At 72.2% G+C, this 18,832-nt stretch carries 15 protein-coding genes, 3 pseudogenes and 1 riboswitch; of the genes and pseudogenes, 9 read left to right on the top strand and 9 right to left on the bottom strand.

The features are described 5' to 3' along the window. Positions 1 to 142 precede the first annotated feature (142 nt). Positions 143 to 1,630: an alpha/beta hydrolase family protein gene (locus DY245_RS09275; RefSeq protein WP_244942936.1), complete on the top strand. Its 1,488-nt coding sequence runs from the start codon at positions 143 to 145 to the stop codon at positions 1,628 to 1,630. 78 nt (positions 1,631 to 1,708) lie between these two features. Here the strand turns inward: DY245_RS09275 and DY245_RS09270 are convergent, their stop codons facing one another. The 6 genes and pseudogenes from DY245_RS09270 to DY245_RS09240 form a co-directional block, all read right to left on the bottom strand. Beyond that, the gene (locus tag DY245_RS09270) at positions 1,709 to 2,695 is read right to left on the bottom strand and encodes an ECF transporter S component (protein WP_244942935.1); all 987 of its coding nucleotides are present in this window, start codon (positions 2,693 to 2,695) and stop codon (positions 1,709 to 1,711) included. After that, a complete protein-coding gene (locus DY245_RS09260; protein ID WP_128505455.1) occupies positions 2,692 to 4,353 on the bottom strand; it encodes an ABC transporter ATP-binding protein in 1,662 nt (553 codons plus the stop codon). The genes DY245_RS09270 and DY245_RS09260 overlap by 4 nt, the downstream gene beginning before the upstream one ends. A 317-nt stretch (positions 4,354 to 4,670) precedes the next feature. Next, positions 4,671 to 5,753 (bottom strand): annotated as a pseudogene (locus DY245_RS09255) (CbiQ family ECF transporter T component); the annotation flags it as partial. Then, entirely contained in the window at positions 5,750 to 6,529 is a 780-nt protein-coding gene (locus DY245_RS09250; RefSeq protein WP_128505453.1) for an SCO2322 family protein, read from the bottom strand. The pseudogene DY245_RS09255 and the gene DY245_RS09250, both read right to left, overlap by 4 nt. Then, the gene (locus tag DY245_RS09245; RefSeq protein ID WP_128505451.1) at positions 6,529 to 7,827 is read right to left on the bottom strand and encodes an SCO2321 family membrane protein; all 1,299 of its coding nucleotides are present in this window, start codon (positions 7,825 to 7,827) and stop codon (positions 6,529 to 6,531) included. The genes DY245_RS09250 and DY245_RS09245 overlap by 1 nt, the downstream gene beginning before the upstream one ends. A 223-nt stretch (positions 7,828 to 8,050) precedes the next feature. Further along, positions 8,051 to 8,177: riboswitch (cobalamin riboswitch) on the bottom strand. 234 nt (positions 8,178 to 8,411) lie between these two features. Beyond that, a complete protein-coding gene (locus tag DY245_RS09240) occupies positions 8,412 to 9,461 on the bottom strand; it encodes a Strvi_7410 family MBL fold metallo-hydrolase (protein WP_128505449.1) in 1,050 nt (349 codons plus the stop codon). 239 nt (positions 9,462 to 9,700) lie between these two features. Between DY245_RS09240 and DY245_RS09235 the strand changes: the two genes are divergently transcribed. Together DY245_RS09235 and DY245_RS09230 are read left to right on the top strand one after the other, a co-directional pair. Then, positions 9,701 to 11,152, top strand: a complete 1,452-nt coding sequence (locus DY245_RS09235; RefSeq protein WP_128505447.1) for an aldehyde dehydrogenase — start codon at positions 9,701 to 9,703, stop codon at positions 11,150 to 11,152. Further along, positions 11,152 to 11,385, top strand: a complete 234-nt coding sequence (locus DY245_RS09230; protein ID WP_128505445.1) for a ferredoxin — start codon at positions 11,152 to 11,154, stop codon at positions 11,383 to 11,385. Before DY245_RS09235 ends, DY245_RS09230 begins: the two co-directional genes overlap by 1 nt. A 141-nt stretch (positions 11,386 to 11,526) precedes the next feature. Here DY245_RS09230 and DY245_RS09225 read toward each other — a convergent pair whose 3' ends face one another. Further along, positions 11,527 to 12,159, bottom strand: a complete 633-nt coding sequence (locus DY245_RS09225; protein ID WP_128505443.1) for a TetR family transcriptional regulator — start codon at positions 12,157 to 12,159, stop codon at positions 11,527 to 11,529. A gap of 239 nt (positions 12,160 to 12,398) precedes the next feature. Between DY245_RS09225 and DY245_RS46045 the strand changes: the two are divergent. The 6 genes and pseudogenes from DY245_RS46045 to DY245_RS09200 all read left to right on the top strand — a co-directional run. After that, positions 12,399 to 13,155: pseudogene (locus tag DY245_RS46045) on the top strand (glycosyltransferase); the annotation flags it as partial. 1 nt (position 13,156) lies between these two features. After that, positions 13,157 to 13,829 (top strand): glycosyltransferase family 4 protein (locus DY245_RS46040; protein ID WP_244942933.1); only part of this gene is annotated, 673 nt, incomplete at its 5' end. Positions 13,830 to 13,905: 76 nt separating this feature from the next. Continuing rightward, positions 13,906 to 14,796: a class I SAM-dependent methyltransferase gene (locus tag DY245_RS09215; RefSeq protein ID WP_128505439.1), complete on the top strand. Its 891-nt coding sequence runs from the start codon at positions 13,906 to 13,908 to the stop codon at positions 14,794 to 14,796. Beyond that, positions 14,793 to 15,863 (top strand): prenyltransferase/squalene oxidase repeat-containing protein, encoded by a 1,071-nt coding sequence (locus tag DY245_RS09210; protein WP_128505437.1) that lies wholly within the window; start codon positions 14,793 to 14,795, stop codon positions 15,861 to 15,863. Before DY245_RS09215 ends, DY245_RS09210 begins: the two co-directional genes overlap by 4 nt. A 100-nt stretch (positions 15,864 to 15,963) precedes the next feature. Continuing rightward, positions 15,964 to 16,533, top strand: a complete 570-nt coding sequence (locus DY245_RS09205; protein WP_128505435.1) for a hypothetical protein — start codon at positions 15,964 to 15,966, stop codon at positions 16,531 to 16,533. A 30-nt stretch (positions 16,534 to 16,563) separates the two neighbouring features. Continuing rightward, entirely contained in the window at positions 16,564 to 17,367 is an 804-nt protein-coding gene (locus DY245_RS09200; RefSeq protein WP_128505433.1) for a maleylpyruvate isomerase family mycothiol-dependent enzyme, read from the top strand. A 14-nt stretch (positions 17,368 to 17,381) separates the two neighbouring features. On the opposite strand, the gene DY245_RS09195 is transcribed toward DY245_RS09200, so the two are convergent. After that, positions 17,382 to 18,392, bottom strand: coding sequence for an LLM class F420-dependent oxidoreductase (locus DY245_RS09195; RefSeq protein WP_128505431.1), 1,011 nt, complete (start codon positions 18,390 to 18,392; stop codon positions 17,382 to 17,384). Positions 18,393 to 18,566: 174 nt separating this feature from the next. Beyond that, positions 18,567 to 18,832 (bottom strand): annotated as a pseudogene (locus DY245_RS09190) (hypothetical protein); the annotation flags it as partial.

Raw genomic sequence — 18,832 nt, 5'->3', positions numbered from 1 at the left:
CCCCCCTTCGGGGGGTGGGCGGGTGTTGTGGGTACCTTGCGGTGGTGGTGCGAGGTGTCCTTCCCAACCTGCGGAAAACCACAGGTGAGTTGGGTGGAAAGCCGCATACTGCGATGCGCGTGATCTCCGTACCGTCGATGACATGACGAACAGAACCCAGCAGCATTCACCTTCATCCGCACTTTCATCCCCATCTTCATACGCATCCGGTGCGTCGGCCGCGTCGATCCTGACGGGTGCACCGGACGGGCACCGCCGGCGCCGCGCATCGCGCAGTCTGGCCGCCGGCGCCGCTGTCCTGCTGGCAGCGCTCTCGACGGCCCCGGCCCTCGCCGCGCCGTCGGCGGTCGCGGCGCGGACGGCCGACGAGGGGCCGACGACGGCGACCACCGCGGGGGACACTGCGCACGCGTCGCAGGCAACCGACATCGCCACACAGGCCACGGGCACCGCCGCACAGACGGCCGATGCCGGCGCGCGGCCGGCCGCCGACACCGCCCCGCGGACCGCTCATGGTCGCGGAACGCTCCTCTCCATCACGCCCCTCGGCCGACAGAGCCGGGCCGAGATCATCGCCCAGGCGCAGAAAGTCGGCATGGAGGCCGGCACCGCCCGGCACGGCGTCGCCGCATACCGCCTGACCTACCGCACGATCACCCCCGACGGCCGCCCCACCACCGCCTCCGGCCTGCTCGCCCTCCCGATCGGCACCAGTCACCGCCCTCTCCCGCCAGTCGTCCACGCCCACGGCACCCTCGCCTACCGCGGCTACGCACCCTCGGTGGGGGAAGGCCCCGACCGAGCGGTGTCGGTGCTGTACGCCTCAGCAGGCCGCGCGGCCATCGCCCCCGACTACCTCGGCCTCGGCACAAACCCTGGCCGCCATCCCTACATGGACGCCCGATCCGCCGCATCGGCCTCCCTGGACATGCTCCGGGCGGCCCACTCGGCCGCCCCGAAACTCGGCGCCGTCCTCGACCGCACGGTGTCCCTCACCGGCTTCTCACAGGGCGGGCAGGTCGCGATGGAACTGGGCCGTGAGCTGGACCGCGGGGCCGATCCCCGGTTCCGCCTCCGAATGCTTGCACCGGTCGGCGGGCCGTACGACCTCGACGGCAGCGAACTCCCCGGCATGTTCGACGGCCGCATCGACCCCCAATCCGCCGTCTTCTACATCTCCTTCTTCCTCACCGCCCAGAACCGCTTGCACCCGCTCTACAAGGACCCGAGCGAGGTGTTCCGCGCCCCCTATGCCGACCGTGTCGAGGACCTCTTCGACAGCGACCACCCGGCGGAGGAGATCGCCGGGAAGCTGCCCAGCCGCCTCGAAGACCTGCTGACGGACGCCTGGTACGCAAAACTCCAGCACCCCTCCGGTGGTTTGCTGGAAGTCCTCCGCGCCAACGACCGCACCTGCGACTGGAAGCCGGACCGAGGCGTGCGGATAACCCTCTACTCAGCGTCCGGCGACCGCGACGTCCCGATAGCCAACACCCGTAGCTGTGCGAAGGAATTGGCGGACCACGGCGCCAAGGCCACGGTGGTCGACCAGGGCGCCGACGCCGACCACAACACCTCGTTCCTGCGCTCGGAGCCGTCCATAGCCCGCGCTCTGCCCGTCGCCCGCTGACTCGGTCCGCGAAGGGCGTTGTTGGGGGGAGCCGGTGAACCGGTGAACCGGTGAACCCGCCGGTCGGAACGGCGGCCGTTACGGAGCCGCGGACCCGCTCGGCGGATCGGGGGCGAAGGAGACGGGGGCGTCGAAGGCGGCGCGGCAGGTGGCTCGGCGCAGGGCTTTGAGGACGGTGCCGCCCAGGGTGAAGGTGAGGATCACGGTGACCAGGGCTCGGGGCAGGTCCCAGCCGAGGGAGGTGGCAAGGCAGTAGGCGATATAGCAGGCGAGGTTCTGATCGAGCGGATCGCCGGGAACGAAGGAGACCCCTGAGGCCATGCCGGCGATGTAGGGCCATCCCTGGAGGTTCATGATCAGGCCGTAGAGGACGGCGGAGACGGCCCCGTAGGCGGCGAGCATGGCCAGCTCGCGGCGACCGCGGAGCCGGCCGGGCCCCGGCAGCAGGCCGGCGCCCATCGACACCCAGCCCATCGTCAGCATCTGGAACGGCATCCAGGGGCCGACGCCGCCGGTCAGCAGTGACGACGCGAACATCGCCACGGAACCCAGGACAAAGCCGAAGCCGGGACCGAGCACCCGGCCCGACAACACCATCAGGAAGAACATCGGCTCGATACCGGCCGTCCCCGCGCCGAGTGGGCGCATCGCGGCCCCGGCCGCGGCCAGTACGCCGAGCATGGCGATGGCCTTTGCGTCCAGGCCCGCGTCGGCAATGGTCGCCACCACAACGGCGAGCAGCATCGGCAGCAGCGCGGCGAACAGCCAGGGTGCGTCCTTGGAATGGGCGAGCCCGGAGGCGGAGTCGGCGAGCAGTGGCCATCCGAACGCCATCACGCCGATGGCCGAGATCAGGACCAGGGCGGCGATGGAGCGAGGGCCGAGCCGCACGGCACGGGCCTGGCGGCCGGAGCCGACGCCGGTGCCAGAGCTGACATCGGAGTCGGAGTCGGATTGGGAGTCGGATTGGGAGTGGGGCCAGGATTCGGTGCCGGTGCCGGTGCCGGTGCCGGTGCCGGAGCGGGGGCCGGAGCCGTCCGGGCTGTGTGGGTGTGCGCGGTTCATGCGGTGGTCTCCAGGGCGCGGGCCACCTGAGGAACGGTCAGCCAGGGCAGCGGAGCGAGCACCTTGGCGACCTGTGGAGCAAAGGAGGGGGAGGAGACGACAACCTCGTCGGTGGGGCCGTCGGCGACGATCTCGCCGTCCGCCAGGATGACGACGCGGTGGGCGAGTTCGGCGGCGAGCTCCACGTCATGGGTGGCCAGGACGATGGCGTGGCCCTCGGCGGCCAGGGTGCGCAGCACCTCGACCAGGCGGGCCTTGGCGGCGTAGTCCAGGCCGCGGGTGGGCTCGTCGAGGAGGAGCAGTGGAGGACGGGCGGTCAGTACGACCGCAAGAGCGAGGGCAAGGCGTTGGCCCTCGGACAGATCGCGGGGGTGGACGGAGTCCGGTACATCGGGGAGCAGCTGAGTGACGAGAGCCCGGCAGCTGCCGGCGGGGGCACCCGCGTCCTGATCGGCCGCGGTGCACTCGGCGGCGACGGTATCCGCGTAAAGGAGGTCACGAGGTTCCTGCGGCACCAGGCCGACATGCCGCAGGAGGGTGCGGGGGCTGGTGCGGTGCGGGGTGGCACCGCCGACGCGCACCGTGCCGGAGGACGGTGGGTGCATACCGACGAGGGCGCTGAGGAGGGTGGACTTCCCCGCGCCGTTACGGCCCATCAGGGCGATGGTCTCGCCGGCCCGGACAGTGAGATCGACCCGGTGCAGTGCATCGATCCGGCCCCGGCGAACGCTGAGCCCGGAAACGTCCGCGGCAACCCCGGTGGCCGGGCCGCCGGTGGGCACGCCCGGCGAAGCGCCCGCGCCCGGCAGCGTGCTCCCGACACCCACCTCCGGCGGGGCGATCTCCGCCAACCGCTCGCGCAGCGGGGCGGCCTTGCGGCGGGCGTCGCGTACGGAGAGGGGGAGAGGGGTCCAGTGGGCGAGGCGGCCGAGGGCCACTACCGGAGGGTGGACGGGGGAGACGGCCATGATGTCGGCGGGGGTGCCCATGAGGGGGGCGGCGCCGGGTGAGGGGAGGAGGATTACCTGGTCGGCGTACTGGACGACGCGCTCCAGGCGGTGTTCGGCCAGCAGGACCGTGGTGCCGAGGTCGTGGACCAGGCGCTGGAGTACGGAGAGCACCTCTTCGGCGGCGGCCGGGTCGAGTGCCGAGGTCGGTTCGTCGAGGACCAGGACCTTGGGGTGGGTGGTGAGGACGGAGCCGATCGCCACCCGCTGCATCTGGCCGCCCGAGAGGGTGGTGATGGCACGGTCGCGCAGGTCGGCCAGGCCCAGCAGGTCCAGGGTTTCCTCGACGCGCCGGCGCATCACGTCGGGGGCGAGGCCGAGCGATTCCATACCGTAGGCGAGTTCGTCCTCGACGGTGTCGGTGACGAAGTGCGCCAGCGGGTCCTGGCCCACGGTGCCGACGACATCGGCGAGTTCGCGCGGCTTATGGGTGCGGGTGTCACGGCCGTCGACGGTGACACGGCCGCTCAGGGTGCCGCCGGTGAAGTGCGGGACGAGCCCGCAGACCGCGTTCAGGACCGTGGACTTGCCGACGCCGGAAGGGCCCACGAGGAGGCACAGTTCGCCCTCGGGGACGATCAGGTCGATGCCTTGGACGGCGGGCGCCGCGGCGTCGCCGTAGGTGACCGACACCTGCTCGAACCGGATCACTGGGTGGGCTCCTTCTCGCAGGGTTCGGTATCGGTGGGCGGGTTGCTGGGCGGGTTGCTGGACGGGTTGATCGGCGGGCCGGTGGATGGGCCGGTGGATGGATTGGTAGGCGGGGTGGATTCGGGGGTACGGCCCTGGCCCTGGACCTGAGCCTGGCCCCGGCCCTGTTCGTGGCTGCGGGACACGGACCGATCCGTACGGCCGGCTCGGCCCGCTGCTCCGTCCGCAGTCTCGGCTCGGCCCACCGCCTCGTCCGCACGCTCCGCTCGGCTCGTTCGGTCGGCGCGGTCCGCTCGCCCGGCTCGGCCCTTGTCCTCCGTGGTTCCCGGGGGCGGGGCGGTGAACGCGGGCAGTAGGCCTACGAGAAGGGAGGCGGCCGGCCAGAGGGGGAGGACGGGGGTGGTGAGGGGGACGGCGGGTGGGTGGAGGGCTGCGGGTGCGTAGTCGTTCGCCCAGATCATCAGGGCGGCGACGGCGATGCCGGAGCCCGCGACCAGCCAGGCGCGGACGCCCCATCGTTCGGGACGGTAACGGCTGCGTACCGACCGGCGGCCACCGAGCCAGAGCCCGGCGAGCGCGGCGGCCAGTCCGGCGAGCAGCAGCGGCAGCCCGTAGCCGCCCCCGGTGTCGCCCAGCAGCCCGTACGTGCCCGCGCAGATGCCGAGCAGCCCGCCGAGGGTGAGGACGGAGGTGGTGTGGCGTACGGCGCGCGGCACTTGGGCGGTACGGCCGTAGCCACGCGCGTCCATGGCGGCGGCCAGTGCCACCGAGCGCTCCAGCGCGCCCTCCAGCACCGGCAGCCCAACCTGGAGGAGCGCCTTGAACCCGCGGTCGGGGCGGCCGCGCAGCCGCCGGGCCGCGCGCAGCCGCTGTACGTCGGCGACCAGATTCGGCGCGAAGGTCATCGCGACGACGACTGCGACGCCCGCCTCGTAGAGCGCGCCCGGCAGGGATTTGAGGAGCCGAGAGGGGTTGGCGAGTGCGTTGGCGGCGCCGACGCAGATGAGGAGGGTGGCCAGCTTCAGCCCGTCGTAGAGCGCGAAGAGCATGCCCTCTGCCGTGACCCGGCCGCCGATGCGGACGCCCTTCGCCCAGTCCGGCAGCGGCACTTCGGGCAGGGTGACGAGGGTGTGCGTACCGGGGATCGGTGAGCCGAGGACGAAGGCGAAGACCAGCCGGATGGTGATCACGACCAGGCCGAGCTTGACGAACGCGCCGTACGAGCGGGCCCACGGCGCATCCGTACGGCGGGCCGCGACGACGTAGCCGGCCACCCCCACCAGCAGCCCCAGCAGCAGCGGGTTGGTGGTGCGGGAGGCCGCGGTGGCCAGGCCGAGCGCCCACAGCCACCAGGCGCCGGCGTGCAGCGCGGTGCTACGGGTCGCCTGCGGGGCGCTCATCCGCGCCGGCGGCGGGCCTGCCAGACGGCCGCCGCGCCCAGTGCGACGACGGCCGCGATACCGCCGAGCAGCCCGGCGGACGGGCCGCCGCTGTCGTTGTCACCACCACTGCCGTTGTCCCCGCTGCCCGCGGCGTCACCGCCGTGACCGTCCGCCGCCGCCCCCGAAGACGACGACGCGGACGCGGACGATCCGGTCCCCTTCGAACCGGCCTCCGTCGAACCGGCCTCCTTCGACCCGCTCACCTGCTCCGCGCACCCGGCCTTAGGGTAGCCGGCGATGGCGCACAGCAGCGCGTTGGAGTCGTAGCGCAGCGGGCGGGCGACCGCGGCCAGCGCCTCGCCCGCCGAGGCGTCCTCGGCCACCTGGGCGCACTCCGTCCGAGCCGTCGGCGGCCGTTCGTCGCCGGGCGCGTCCGCGGCGGTGCCGAAGTCGATGACGATGCCGATCCGCTTGCGGCCGTCCTTGGCGGGCGTATCGCGGCAGATCGCCTCGAAGTCGGCGGCCGCGCGTGGCTTGCCGGCCGCCGCGGAGTCGGCGCTGACGGTGAAGCGGAAGCCCTCGACCGCGCCGTCGGCCGGCCGCATGGTGGCCGGCCCCTCGGTGGCGTACGCCCAGGAACCGCCCTTGCCGCCGGTCCCGCCGTTGTCGGCGGTCCCTCCCGTGCCGTCCCAGAAGGACCAGTAGCGGTACTCCTGCGCCTGGGCGGGCCCGGCGGCCAGACCGGTGACCGTGCCGGCCAGCAGCAGCGCGCCGGCGATCCTGGTACGCCGCATCAGAGCTCGTTCTTCTTCTTACGGCCGCTCATCAGGAAGCCGATGCCGGCACCGATGGCGAGCCCGACGGCGACGACCCACCACACACCGATGCCGCCGCCGTTGTTGTCGGAGTCCTTGGCGTTCTTGTCCGGTGCGGTGGACGGTGCGACGCTGCCGGCCGGCTTGGGGCCGGTGGCGTTGAGCGCGGCCACCAGGTCGGTGCCGCCGAAGGAGCGCGGGTCGGTGCCGGTGGCGTGCGCGGTCAGCACCAGCTGGGCGTACGCGGCCGGGCCGTTCTGCTTGGCCCAGTCCGCCGCGTTCTTCTCCAGCCACTTCAGCGGCTTCTGCGCGGCGGAGCCGTGCGCGCCGGCCGCCAGCGCCACCACGGCGTCGGCGGTGTTGCCGACGTCCGGCTGCTTCTCCGCGCCCGGCATCGCGGAGAGCAGATGCTGTCCGTTCTTGTCGAGCTGCGCGACGAGGTAGGCGGCGCCGCCCTCCGCGGCCTGTGCCGGCCCGGTGCCGGCGGGCTTACCGTCCTTGCAGCTCAGCGGCTTGACCGGCCGATCCGCTCCCTTGCCGGCGGGCTCGACGACAAAGCCCCTGCCCAGTGCGCCGGTGGCGGCGGCCGCGGTGGCATCGGCGTTCGGGGCCGCGCCCTTGAGCTGGAAGGTGAACGCGCCGCGCTCGCCCTCCTTCGCATCGCAGCCCAGCTGGAAGATGAGCAGCCCCTCGTAGGGGGTCTTGCCGCCCTTCTTCGACGTCACGGACTCCGGCTTCTCGCCCGCCGCGGCGAGAGCGCCGATGACCACGGACGTGGAGTTGGCGTCGCTGGGCGAGCCGGCCATCGAGCTCCAGCCGCCGTCGTCGTTCTGTACCGACTTCAGCCAGTTCACGGCCTTCTTCACGGAGTCGCCGTGCCCGCCGAGTGCGGCCAGCGCCGACGTCGCGGCCGCCGTCTGGTTGGTGTCCCGCATCGTCTTGGCGTCACAGGCCTTGCCCTGCTCGGCGCGGAAGGCGGTGAAGGAGCCGTCGGCGCACTGCTGCCCGACCAGCCAGTTCACGGCCGACGCCGCGGGCCGCACGCCCACCGTGTCCTGGGCCAGCAGCGCGAGCGACTGCCGCCAGACACCGTCGTACTGCGGGTCCTTGGTGCCGTACAGCCCCTCGGGCAGCTTCTTGGGGGACGGCGTGTCGGCGAACGCGGCGGGGGCGGCGGCCGTGCCCAGCACCACCGCGGCCGCCAGCGCCGTGGCGGCGCGGCGCGCCAGGAAGGCGACGGAATGCGTCAAAGGGGCCTGGTGAGCCATGGGGGCCATCGGGTCTGGTGCCTCTCGGGTCGGGTCGCGGCGGTGCTACGCAGCCGCGCTCGGCCGGCCACCCGCGCACCGATCCTCCGATCGGGCGCGGTGGCACCGGGCTCAGCTCCGTATACCTCGACGGTGCCGCGCACCGGCCGTCCGCGCGGGCAGGCGGTTCCGGTGGCGGGAGCCTTGGTCGTGTCCCATCGGGTGCTCCGGCTCGTACGGCCGTGTGTGCCGCGCGGGTCGCGGTGCGCGGACGGGCCGTCCTCACGGTTGCGGGTCAGCGCCGGATTTACACCGGCTTCCCCCGATCGGATACGGATGAAGTTGTCCCGCACACCCTAACCGGCGCCCGGCCGGCCCCAGCTCGCACGTACGAGCCGGGGCGGGCCGGTCCGTACTGAGATCGGCGGCGGGGGCGCGCCGGTCTGTGCGGAGATCGGCGGCGGGGGCGTGCCGGTCTGTGCGGAGATCGGCGGCGAGGGCGGTACGCGCACAGCCCGGCCGGGTCGCCTGCCGTTCGGCGAGGACGGCACGCGCACGCCCGGCAGCCGTACACCGTCGGGCCACAGCAGCCGCTACGCGCGGCCGTCCCGCGATCACACCGCCTGATACCTCACCGGATCCGAACCCGTCACCACCTCCACATACCCCTGCTTCACCAGCCGGCGCAGATGTGCCTCCGCCTCCGAGACGGCGATGTTGCGGGACCCGTAGGGGATCTGCTCCCAGGGGCGGTTCCACTCCATGGCCACCGCGAGCTGCCAGGGGGTGCGGGGTTCGCGGAGCAGTGCGCGCAGGCCGGCGAGCCGGTCCTCGTGGTGGGCGATGAGCTCGCGTACGCGCCCTTCGGCGTCGGTGAAGGCGTGCTGGTGGGCGGGCAGTACCTCGGCGGGGGCGAGTCGGCCGATGCGTTCGAGGGAGTCGAGGTAGTCGCCGAGGGGGTCGGTGGCCTGACCCCCATCGTCGTCCGGGTCCTCGTAGAGGCCGATGTGCGGGGTGATGCCGGGCAGGAGGTGGTCGCCGGAGAACAGCCGGCCGAACCCCTGGGGCAGCCCCGAGGGGTGGTCCTCCTCCAGGTGCAGGCAGACGTGTCCCGGAGTGTGCCCCGGCGTCCAGATGGCGCGTACCCGGCGTCCGGGCAGGTCGAGCAGCTCGCCGGGGTCGATCTCGCGGTCCGGCAGCGCCGCCCGGCGTCCGGGCAGCTTGCGGCCGCTCCCCTTGGCGCGTGCCTCCCGTAGCGGCGCCAGATGGTCGTCCGGTGCGCCCGCCGTCGTGAGCTTGGCGATCAGGTAGTCGAGCCACCGGCCCGGTTCGGCCTCGCGGGTGCGGCGGACCACCGCGGTGTCCGCGGCGTGCATCGCGATCCAGGCGCCGGACGCCTCCCGCACCTTGGCGGAGAGACCGTGGTGGTCGGGGTGGTGGTGGGTGATCAGGACGCCGTGGATGTCGGTGAGGGCGAAGCCGCAGGCGGCGACGCCGGCGACGAGAGTGTCCCAGGAGTCCGGGTCGTCCCAGCCGGTGTCGATGAGCACCGGTCCGCGGTCGGTCTCCAGGAGGTGGACGAGGGTGTGGCCGAGCGGGTTGTCCGGGATGGGGACGGCGATGCTCCATACCCCGCCCCGGTGGTCGGTCACCTGCGTCGTCATCCCGTTCCCCTCTCGGTGTGGCACACACCTGGTCCCCGCCCTCCTCACTATAACTAGAACTGGTTTCAATACGGCCTGAAGTGGCCCTCGCTCTCCGGGGAGTTGGGATTCTGCTGTCGTCGTGGACTCCTTCAACTAGAACTGGTATCAGTTCCTGATGCAGTGAGGATTCTGACGCAGTGTCAGGCAGTCAGGGAGCACACGTCGGACAGGCGGCCAACCCGCAGGAGGCGGCAGCGATGAGCGACCTCGTCGAGCACGGAAAGCTCTACATAGGCGGAGAGTTGGTCGATCCGGCCGGCCGGGACACGATCGAGGTCGTCTCCCCGCACACCGAGCAGGTCATCGGCCGCGTCCCGCACGCCTCCCGGGCCGATGTCGACCGCGCGGTGGCCGCAGCCCGTACGTCCTTCGAGTCCGGGGTGTGGGCGAATGCCCCGCTGGCGGACCGGATCGCGGTGGTGACCCGTATCAAGGACGCCTTCGCGGCACGCAGCGAGGAGATCGCCAGGGTCATCAGCTCCGAGAACGGCACCCCGTTCACCTCGGGCGTCATGGTGCAGTCGCTGGCCGCGCTGCTGGTGTGGGACTCCGCGCTCACGGTGGCGCGTGACTTCACCTTCGAGGAGCGCCGGGCCGGGGTGCTGGGACCGCTGCTGGTGCGGCGCGAGCCGGTCGGGGTGGTCGCGGCCGTGGTGCCCTGGAACGTCCCGCAGTTCACCGCCGCCGCCAAGCTCGCGCCGGCCCTGCTGGCCGGCTGCTCGGTGGTGCTGAAGGTCTCGCCGGAGACCCCGCTGGACGCCTACCTCCTCGCGGAGATCGCGACCGAGGCCGGACTGCCGAAGGGCGTGTTGTCGATCCTGCCGGCCGACCGCGAGGTGAGCGAGTACCTGGTCGGGCACCCGGGTGTGGACAAGGTGTCGTTCACCGGCTCGGTGGCGGCGGGCAAGCGGGTCATGGAGGTCGCGTCCCGCAACCTCAGCCGGGTCACGCTGGAGCTGGGCGGCAAGTCCGCCGCGGTGATCCTGCCGGACGCGGATCTGGACGCGGCGGTGGCCGGCATCGTGCCGTTCGCCTGGATGATCAACGGTCAGGCCTGTGTGGCCCAGACCCGGATCCTCGCGCCGCGCAGTCGCTACGACGAGATCGCCGAGCGGTTCACCGCGGCGGCGGGCGCACTGACCGTGGGCGACCCGCTGGATCCGGCCACCGAGGTCGGTCCGCTGGTCGCCCGCCGGCAGCAGCAGCGCTCGCTGGACTACATCGCGCTCGGCCAGCAGGAAGGCGCCAAGGTCCTGACCGGCGGCGGCCGCCCCAAGGGGCAGCCGACGGGCTGGTACGTCGAACCGACGCTCTTCGGTGAGGTCGCCAACTCCATGCGGATCGCCCGCGAGGAGATCTTCGGCCCGGTCATCTGTCTGCTGCCGTACGACGACGAGGCGGAGGCGGTACGGATCGCCAACGACTCCGACTACGGGCTCTCCGGCTCGGTGTGGACGGCCGACGTCGACCACGGCATCGACCTCGCACGGCAGGTGCGCACCGGTACGTACTCGGTGAACACCTTCAGCATCGACATGCTCGGTCCGTTCGGCGGCTACAAGAACTCCGGGATCGGCCGGGAGTTCGGCCCCGAGGGCTTCGGCGAATATCTGGAGCACAAGATGATCCATCTGCCGGCGGGTGCCTGATGGCGGACCGCTGGCAGGTGGAGGTGGACCGGAGCGTGTGCATCGGCTCGGGGATGTGCGTCGGCGCGGCACCGGACGGCTTCCGGCTGGACTCGGCCCGGCAGTCGCACCCCGTGGCGCCGGTGGCGGATGCCGCGGAGAGCGTGCTGGCGGCGGCCGAGGGGTGCCCCGTGGAGGCAATCATCGTCACCGTCGCCGGCAGTGGTGAGGCGGTCTTCCCGCCGGAGGAGTGAGTGGCTCGGGGCGGGGCGGGGGCTCCCTAAGGGTGGGGGCGGCGGTCCCGTAGGGGTTCGGAGGGCCCCCTACGGGCCAACTACCCGCGTCGGTGGCGGGATTAACGTGAGCGATGCGGGAACAACGTGAGTGATGCGGGATCAGCGTGAGTGATCGGGTGCGGTGACTTCGATCAGCCGGCACACCGTCTCGATGTCTATCTTCACCTGGGCGATCGAGGCCCGCCCCGACAGCCAGGTGATCAGTGCCGAGTGCCAGGTGTGCTCGATGACCCGGACCGCGGAGAGCTGCTCCGGAGTGGCCGGGCCGTCCAGCCCCATGGCGTCGAGGATGATCGCGGTGGTCAGCCGGGAGACAGTGTCCACCTCGGGGCTGACGGAGCGGTCGGCGAAGGTCAGCGCGCGCACCATCGCGTCCGCGAGATGCGGCTCGCGCTGCAGTGCGCGAAACGCCCGCATCAGGGTCTGGGCGACCCGTGCGCCCGGGTCCTGCTCCGACGGCGGGCGCTTGCGCAGCGTCTCGTGCATGTGCTGGAGCTGGTCCTGCATGGTGGCGACCAGCAGATGCACCTTGGAGGGGAAGTAGCGGTAGAGGGTGCCGAGCGCGACGCCCGAGGACTCGGCGACCTCGCGCATCTGCACGGCGTCGAAGCCGCCACGGGACGCCAGCTTGGCGCTGGTGTGCAGGATGCGGCGGCGCCGGGCCTCCTGACGCTCGGTCAGGGGAGGACTCGCGGGAAGCGCCGGCTTGGCCGCCTTGGATTCCGTAGTCATATTTCCCATTCCGTGGCATTCCCTCCGCGATGCGGTGAGTGCCGGTGGTGTGATCGGCACAGCATGGCAGGGGGGCGGGTGGTGGCGCGAATCACCTGGTGCGGCTCTTTTCGCATCGTTCTCGGCCGGTAGATTCGAAGCTCGGTGAACTGATCAGTAGCCAATCAGTTCTGAAACTTGTTCTAGATTACCGCCAGCGGTTACGCTCCGGCGAAAGTCCAGTGAGAAGGGGGCCGAGCGTGACCGCAGAGGCCGTCCAGACAGCCGCGCCTCGCCCCGCAGAGGCCCTCTCGGCCTCCGCTCCGACGAACGGCGAGCGTCCCCTGCGCATCGCGATGCTCACGTATAAGGGGAACCCGTTCTGCGGCGGTCAGGGTGTCTACGTACGCCACCTCTCGCGCGAACTGGCCCGCCTCGGTCACACCGTCGAGGTGATCGGCGCCCAGCCCTATCCCGTCCTCGACGACGGGGTGACGCTGACCGAGCTGCCGAGCCTGGACCTCTACCGTCAGCCCGACCCGTTCCGTACGCCGGGGCGCGGCGAGTACCGCGACTGGATCGACGCCCTTGAGGTCGGCACGATGTGGACCGGCGGCTTCCCCGAGCCGCTGACCTTCTCGCTGCGGGCCCGGCGCCATCTCGCCGCCCGCCGTGGCCGGTTCGATGTCGTCCACGACAACCAGACCCTCGGCTACGGCCTGCTCGGCGGCCCCGGCGCGCTCGGTGCCCCGCTGGTCACCACGATCCACCACCCCATCACCGTCGACCGGCGGCTCGATCTGGCTGCCGCCGGCGACTGGAAGCGCCGCGCCTCGGTCCGCCGCTGGTACGGCTTCACCCGTATGCAAAAGCGTGTGGCCCGCCGGCTGCCGTCCGTGCTGACCGTCTCCGGCTCCTCCCGCCAGGAGATCGTCGACGATCTCGGCGTGTCGCCCGGCCGGATCCATGTGGTGCACATCGGCGCCGACACCGACCTGTTCTCGCCGGATGCGTCGGNGCACATCGGCGCCGACACCGACCTGTTCTCGCCGGATGCGTCGGTGCCCGAGGTGCCGGGCCGGATCGTCACCACCTCCAGCGCGGATGTGCCGCTCAAGGGCCTGATCCACCTCGTCGAGGCGCTCGCCAAGGTGCGCACGGAGAACCCCGACGCGCATCTGGTGGTCGTCGGCAAGCGCGCCGACGACGGTCCGGTCGCCGCCGCCATCGAACGGCTCGGGCTCGTCGGCGCCATCGAGTTCGTCAAGGGCATCAGCGACACCGAACTCGTCGACCTCGTCCGCAGCGCCCAGATCGCCTGCGTGCCCTCCCTCTACGAGGGTTTCTCGCTGCCCGCCGCCGAGGCGATGGCCACCGGCACCCCGCTGCTGGCCACCACCGGCGGCGCCATCCCCGAGGTTGCCGGCCCGGACGGCGAGACCTGCCTCGCGGTGCCCCCGGGCGACGCCGGAGCGCTCGCCGGCGGACTGCTCCGCCTCCTGGGTGACGAGACGCTGCGCCGCCGGCTGGGTGCGGCCGGCCGGGAGCGGGTACTGGCCCGCTTCACCTGGCGGCAGGCCGCCATCGGCACCGCCGAGCGCTACCGCGAGGCCATCGCCCTGCAGGAGGGCCGGGCCGCCGCCCGCACCCCGCGCACCGTGCCCGCGCCGAGCACCGCCGGACAGCTCTAGTGGCCGGAGCGGCCACGGACCGTACTTCTTCTCGCAGCCACCACCGCCACCCACCGCCGGACGAAAGCAGAACGCCGTGCTGACCGTCGACTTTTCCCGTTTCCCGCTCGCCCCGGGCGATCGCGTGCTCGACCTGGGCTGCGGCGCCGGCCGGCATGCCTTCGAGTGTTACCGGCGCGGCGCGCAGGTCGTCGCCCTCGACCAGAACGGCGACGAGATCCGTGAGGTCGCCAAGTGGTTCGCCGCGATGAAGGAGGCGGGCGAGGCCCCGGCAGGCGCCTCCGCCACCGCGATGGAGGGCGATGCGCTGGCCCTGCCGTTCCCCGACGACAGCTTCGATGTCGTGATCATCTCCGAGGTCATGGAGCACATCCCGGACGACAAGGGTGTGCTCGCCGAGATGGTCCGGGTGCTGCGCCCCGGCGGCCGGATCGCCGTCACCGTTCCCCGCTACGGCCCCGAGAAGGTCTGCTGGGCGCTCAGCGACGCCTACCACGAGGTCGAGGGCGGCCATATCCGCATCTACCGCGGTGACGAGCTGCTCGGCAAGATGCGGGAGGCCGGCCTGGAGCCGTACGGCACCCACCATGCGCACGGGTTGCACAGCCCCTACTGGTGGCTCAAGTGCGCCTTCGGCGTGGACAACGACAAGGCGCTGCCGGTGCAGGCGTACCACAAGCTGCTGGTCTGGGACATCATGAAGAAACCGCTGGCCACCCGGCTCGCCGAGCGGGCGCTCAACCCGGTCATCGGCAAGAGCTTCGTCGTCTACGCCACCAAGCCGCATCTGCCGGAGACTTCGGCCGCCGCCGGGCCCGCCGCCGACGGGGCGAGCGAGCCCGCCAAGGCCGCCGCCACGCCCGGCGCCAAGGCTCCCGCCAGGTCCGGTGCCAAGGCTCCCGCCAAGTCGGCTGCCAAGACCTCGGCCAAGACCTCCGTAAAGAACTCCGCCGGGGCCGCCAAGTGACAAGTCCCGGCCGTACCGAACGGCTTGTCCTGCCGGGGGTGCTCACCGCCGAACAGGCGGCCCGTACGGTCGCCGGCATCCTGGCGACCCAGCGCGAGGACGGCGCGATCCCCTGGTTCCGGGGCCACCACCTCGACCCATGGGACCACACCGAGGCCGCCATGGCCCTGGACGCGGCCGGTGAACACGAGCGCGCCGAGGCCGCGTACCACTGGCTGGCGCGGCATCAGAACCCGGACGGGTCCTGGTACGCGGCGTACGCCGACGGGGACGCCGCAGCGCCCACCGACCGCGGCCGGGAGACCAACTTCTGCGCGTACATCGCGGTCGGCGTCTGGCACCACTTCCTGTCCACCGGCGACGAGACCTTCCTCGACCACATGTGGCCCGCGGTCTACGCGGCCATCGAATACGTCGTGGAGCTCCAGCAGCCCGGCGGTGAGATCGGCTGGAAGCGCGAGGACGACGGCACGCCCGTCAACGACGCGCTGCTGACCGGCTCGTCCTCCGTCTACCAGGCGCTGCGCTGTGCGCTCGCGCTCGCGGAACAGCGCGAGGAGCCGCAGCCCGACTGGGAGCTGGCGGTCGGCCGTCTGGGCCATGCGATACGCAGCCACCCCGAGCGGTTCCTGGACAAGGCCCGCTACTCCATGGACTGGTACTACCCGATCCTGGGCGGCGCGCTCCGCGGCGAGGCGGCCAGGAACCGTATCGACGCGGACTGGGAGCAGTTCGTGGTGCCGGGCCTGGGAGTGCGCTGTGTGCTGCCCAACCCCTGGGTCACCGGCGGCGAGAGCGCGGAACTGGCGCTCGCGCTGTGGGCGATGGGGGAGTCCGAACGGGCCGTGCAGATCCTCAAGTGGATGCAGCATCTCCGCGCCGAGGACGGCATGTACTGGACCGGTTATGTCTTCGACGACGACGCGATCTGGCCCCGCGAACTGACCTCCTGGACCGCCGGTTCGCTGCTGCTCGCGGTGGCGGCGCTGGGCGGCGACGAGGCCACCACCTCGGTCTTCGGGGGCGAGCGGCTGCCGACCGGGCTCGATCCGGACTGCTGCCGGTAGCCGGGGCCCCGTACGGGCCACCCCGGGTGGCGGGAATCCGGCGGGCGGGTCAGGCTGCGGACGAGTGTCCGCAGACGACCGAGCCCGCCGGAGGCGCGCCGTGCCCTTCTCCCCGCCCCTCGCCGATGCCCGTGCCGCCTTCCGGCGGGCCGCCCTCGCCCTTCTGCTGGTCTGCACCCTGACGCTCGGCGGCGTGGCCTGCGGCAGCTCGACCAAGGGCACCGGCGGGGGTACGACGCCCAGCGGCACCAGCTCCGCGGAGCGGCAGAAGTTCGCCAAGACCCGCTTCGTGGCCAACGCGGGTCTGGCGGCGGGCGCCACGTACCAGTGGATCGTGAAGCCGTACCGGGCGGGCAAGTTCACCAAGGGCGCGAAGGGGCGGACATTCGCGCTGGCCAAAGCGGGGCTGGCCGGTGTCTTCACCTACCGCAGGCTCAAGGCCGCGGTGAACAACGCCAAGGGCGACCCGATCCTGTCCAAGGCCCTCGCCCCGCTCTCCAGCGGGATCGACTCCCTCAAGAACCTGGGCACCAAGCTGCGCAAGGGCGATGCCGGCACCGCCGATGTCGGTTCGTTCGAGAAGGTCATCAACAACGTCAAGAGCGCGGGCCAAAGCGCGGGCGCCGAGGTCACCGACGAGGTGCCGACCACCGCGCAAATGGGAGGCTGAGCCGGCGGGCCGCGCACTACTGTGCGCCGCATGACTCTCCAGGGCTCACTCTCCCACGACCGCTATTGCGCCGAACTTCTCAGCGAGACCGCGAAGTTCCGGGCGCTGCTGCACGACACCGACCTCTCCGCGACGGTGCCGACCTGCCCCGACTGGACGCTGGCCGATCTCGCCCGGCATGTGGGCGGCGCACACCGCTGGGCCGGCACCATCGTCGCCACCCGCGCCGCCAAGAATGTCGACGACGCGGACATCCCCGAGGGCGACGGGCCCGAGGGCAACGAGGCAAAAGCCCTGGACGCCTGGCTCGCGGCCGGCGCCGAACTGCTCGTGGGTGCGCTGCGCGAGGCCGGCCCGGACGCCGAGGTCTGGAGCTGGTCGCCGGTGCAGAAGGCGGGCTTCTGGGCCCGTCGGATGACCCATGAGACGGTGATCCACCGCGCCGACGCCGCACGCACCACGGGCGCCGCATTCGACGTCCCGCCCGAGGTCGCCGCCGACTGTCTGGAGGAGTGGCTGCAACTGTGCGCCCTGCCGCTGGTCACCGCGCACCATGCGGAGCGCGGTGCGCGGCTCTTCGGCCCCGGCCGCACCCTCCACCTGCACGCCACCGACACCCCGCCCGAGCTGAACGCCGAGTGGTTCCTCGACCTGACGGGCGACCGGCTCACCCACCGCCGCACCCACGAAAAGGCGGCGGTCGCCCTGCGCGGCCCCCTCACCGACCTCCTCGCCGTCATCTACCGCAGGCTGCCCGCGGACAGCGACCGGGTCGAGGTGCTGGGCGATCGCGCACTGCTGGACCACTGGCTCGGGTGGGCGTCCTTCGAGTGAGCGGCCCGCGCCGCTCAGGCGTTCAGCTCGGCCAGCACCCGTAGCGTCCGCGGGTCCGGGGCGGTGACCAGCAGGTCGGTTACCGGGCCCGTGCGCCACAATTCCAGCCGTTCCGCGATCCGTTCGCGCGGGCCGACCAGCGAGATCTCGTCGGCGAAGGCGTCGGGGACGGCGAGTACGGCCTCCTCCTTGCGGCCCTCCAGGAAGAGCTGCTGCACCCGCCGGGCCTCCTCCTCGAAGCCCATCCGTGCCATCAGGTCGGCGTGGAAGTTCTTGGCCGCGTGGCCCATCCCGCCGATGTAGAAGCCGAGCATCGCCTTGACCGGCAGCAGCCCCTCGGCGACATCGTCACAGACCACGGCGCGGGCCATGGGGGCGATGAGAAAGCCGTCCGGGGCCTTGGCCAGCGATGCCTGGTAGACGCCGGTGCGCAGCGGCGACCAGTACAGCGGCAGCCAGCCGTCCGCGATCCGGGTGGTCTGGGCGATGTTCTTGGGGCCCTCGGCGCCCAGGAGCAGGGGGAGGTCGGCGCGCAGCGGGTGGGTGATGGGCTTGAGCGGTTTGCCGAGGCCGGTGCCGTCCGCGCCACGGTAGGGGTGCGGGTGGAAGAGCCCGTCCACCTCCACCGGCCCCTGTCTGCACAGGACTTGCCGGATCACCTCGACGTATTCGCGGGTGGCGGTCAGCGGGCTCTTGGGGAACGGCCGTCCGTACCACCCTTCGACGACCTGCGGCCCGGACAGCCCCAGGCCGAGCAGCAGCCGGCCACCGGAGAGATGGTCGAGGGTGAGGGCGTGCATGGCGGTCGCGGTGGGGGTGCGGGCGGCCATCTGCGCGATGCCGGTGCCCAGTTTGATGCGCGAGGTGTGGGCGGCGATCCAGGTGAGCGCGGTGAAGGCGTCCGAGCCCCAGGCCTCCGCGGTCCACACCGAGTCATAGCCCAGGCGTTCGGCCTCGCGGGCGAGTTCGAGGTGCCGGGGGTCCGGGCCGCGGCCCCAGTAGCCCAGTGCCAGACCGAGTCGCATGCCGATCGCCTCTCTCCGACGGTGCCCCATCGCGCGGTTCCGACGTACGCCTGAATCTTCTGACGGAGCGTCAGTTTCGTTCGCCCGGTGAACTGTACGACCGGGTCGCGAACAGCGCAACGGCCCCCCGCCCGTGAGGGCGAGGGGCCGGAAAGGACCGTGGTGCGTCCGGTGTCAGCCGCGCTGGATGCCGGTGGTGTCCTGCAGGACACCGCGCCGGCCGTCCTGGGTCTGGGCGATCAGGGCCTGGCCGCGCTGCTCCACCGCGAGGTACCAAGTGCCGGGCGCCAGTTCGGCGATCGGCGACGGCGAGCCGTCCTCGCCGTACAGCGGGCGCGCGACGGGTACCGCGAACCAGAACGGCGCGAAGTCCGCCGGGCCGCCGGCCGCCGGGGTGGCTCCGGCCGGGCCGCCGGCCGAGGCGTCGGCCGGCGCCTGCT

It is taken from the genome of Streptomyces inhibens (genome assembly GCF_003389455.1).
Lineage (GTDB): Bacteria > Actinomycetota > Actinomycetes > Streptomycetales > Streptomycetaceae > Streptomyces > Streptomyces inhibens.
The sequence above is the reverse complement of the archived record's forward strand: the minus strand, read 5'-3'. Positions and strand labels throughout refer to the sequence as shown.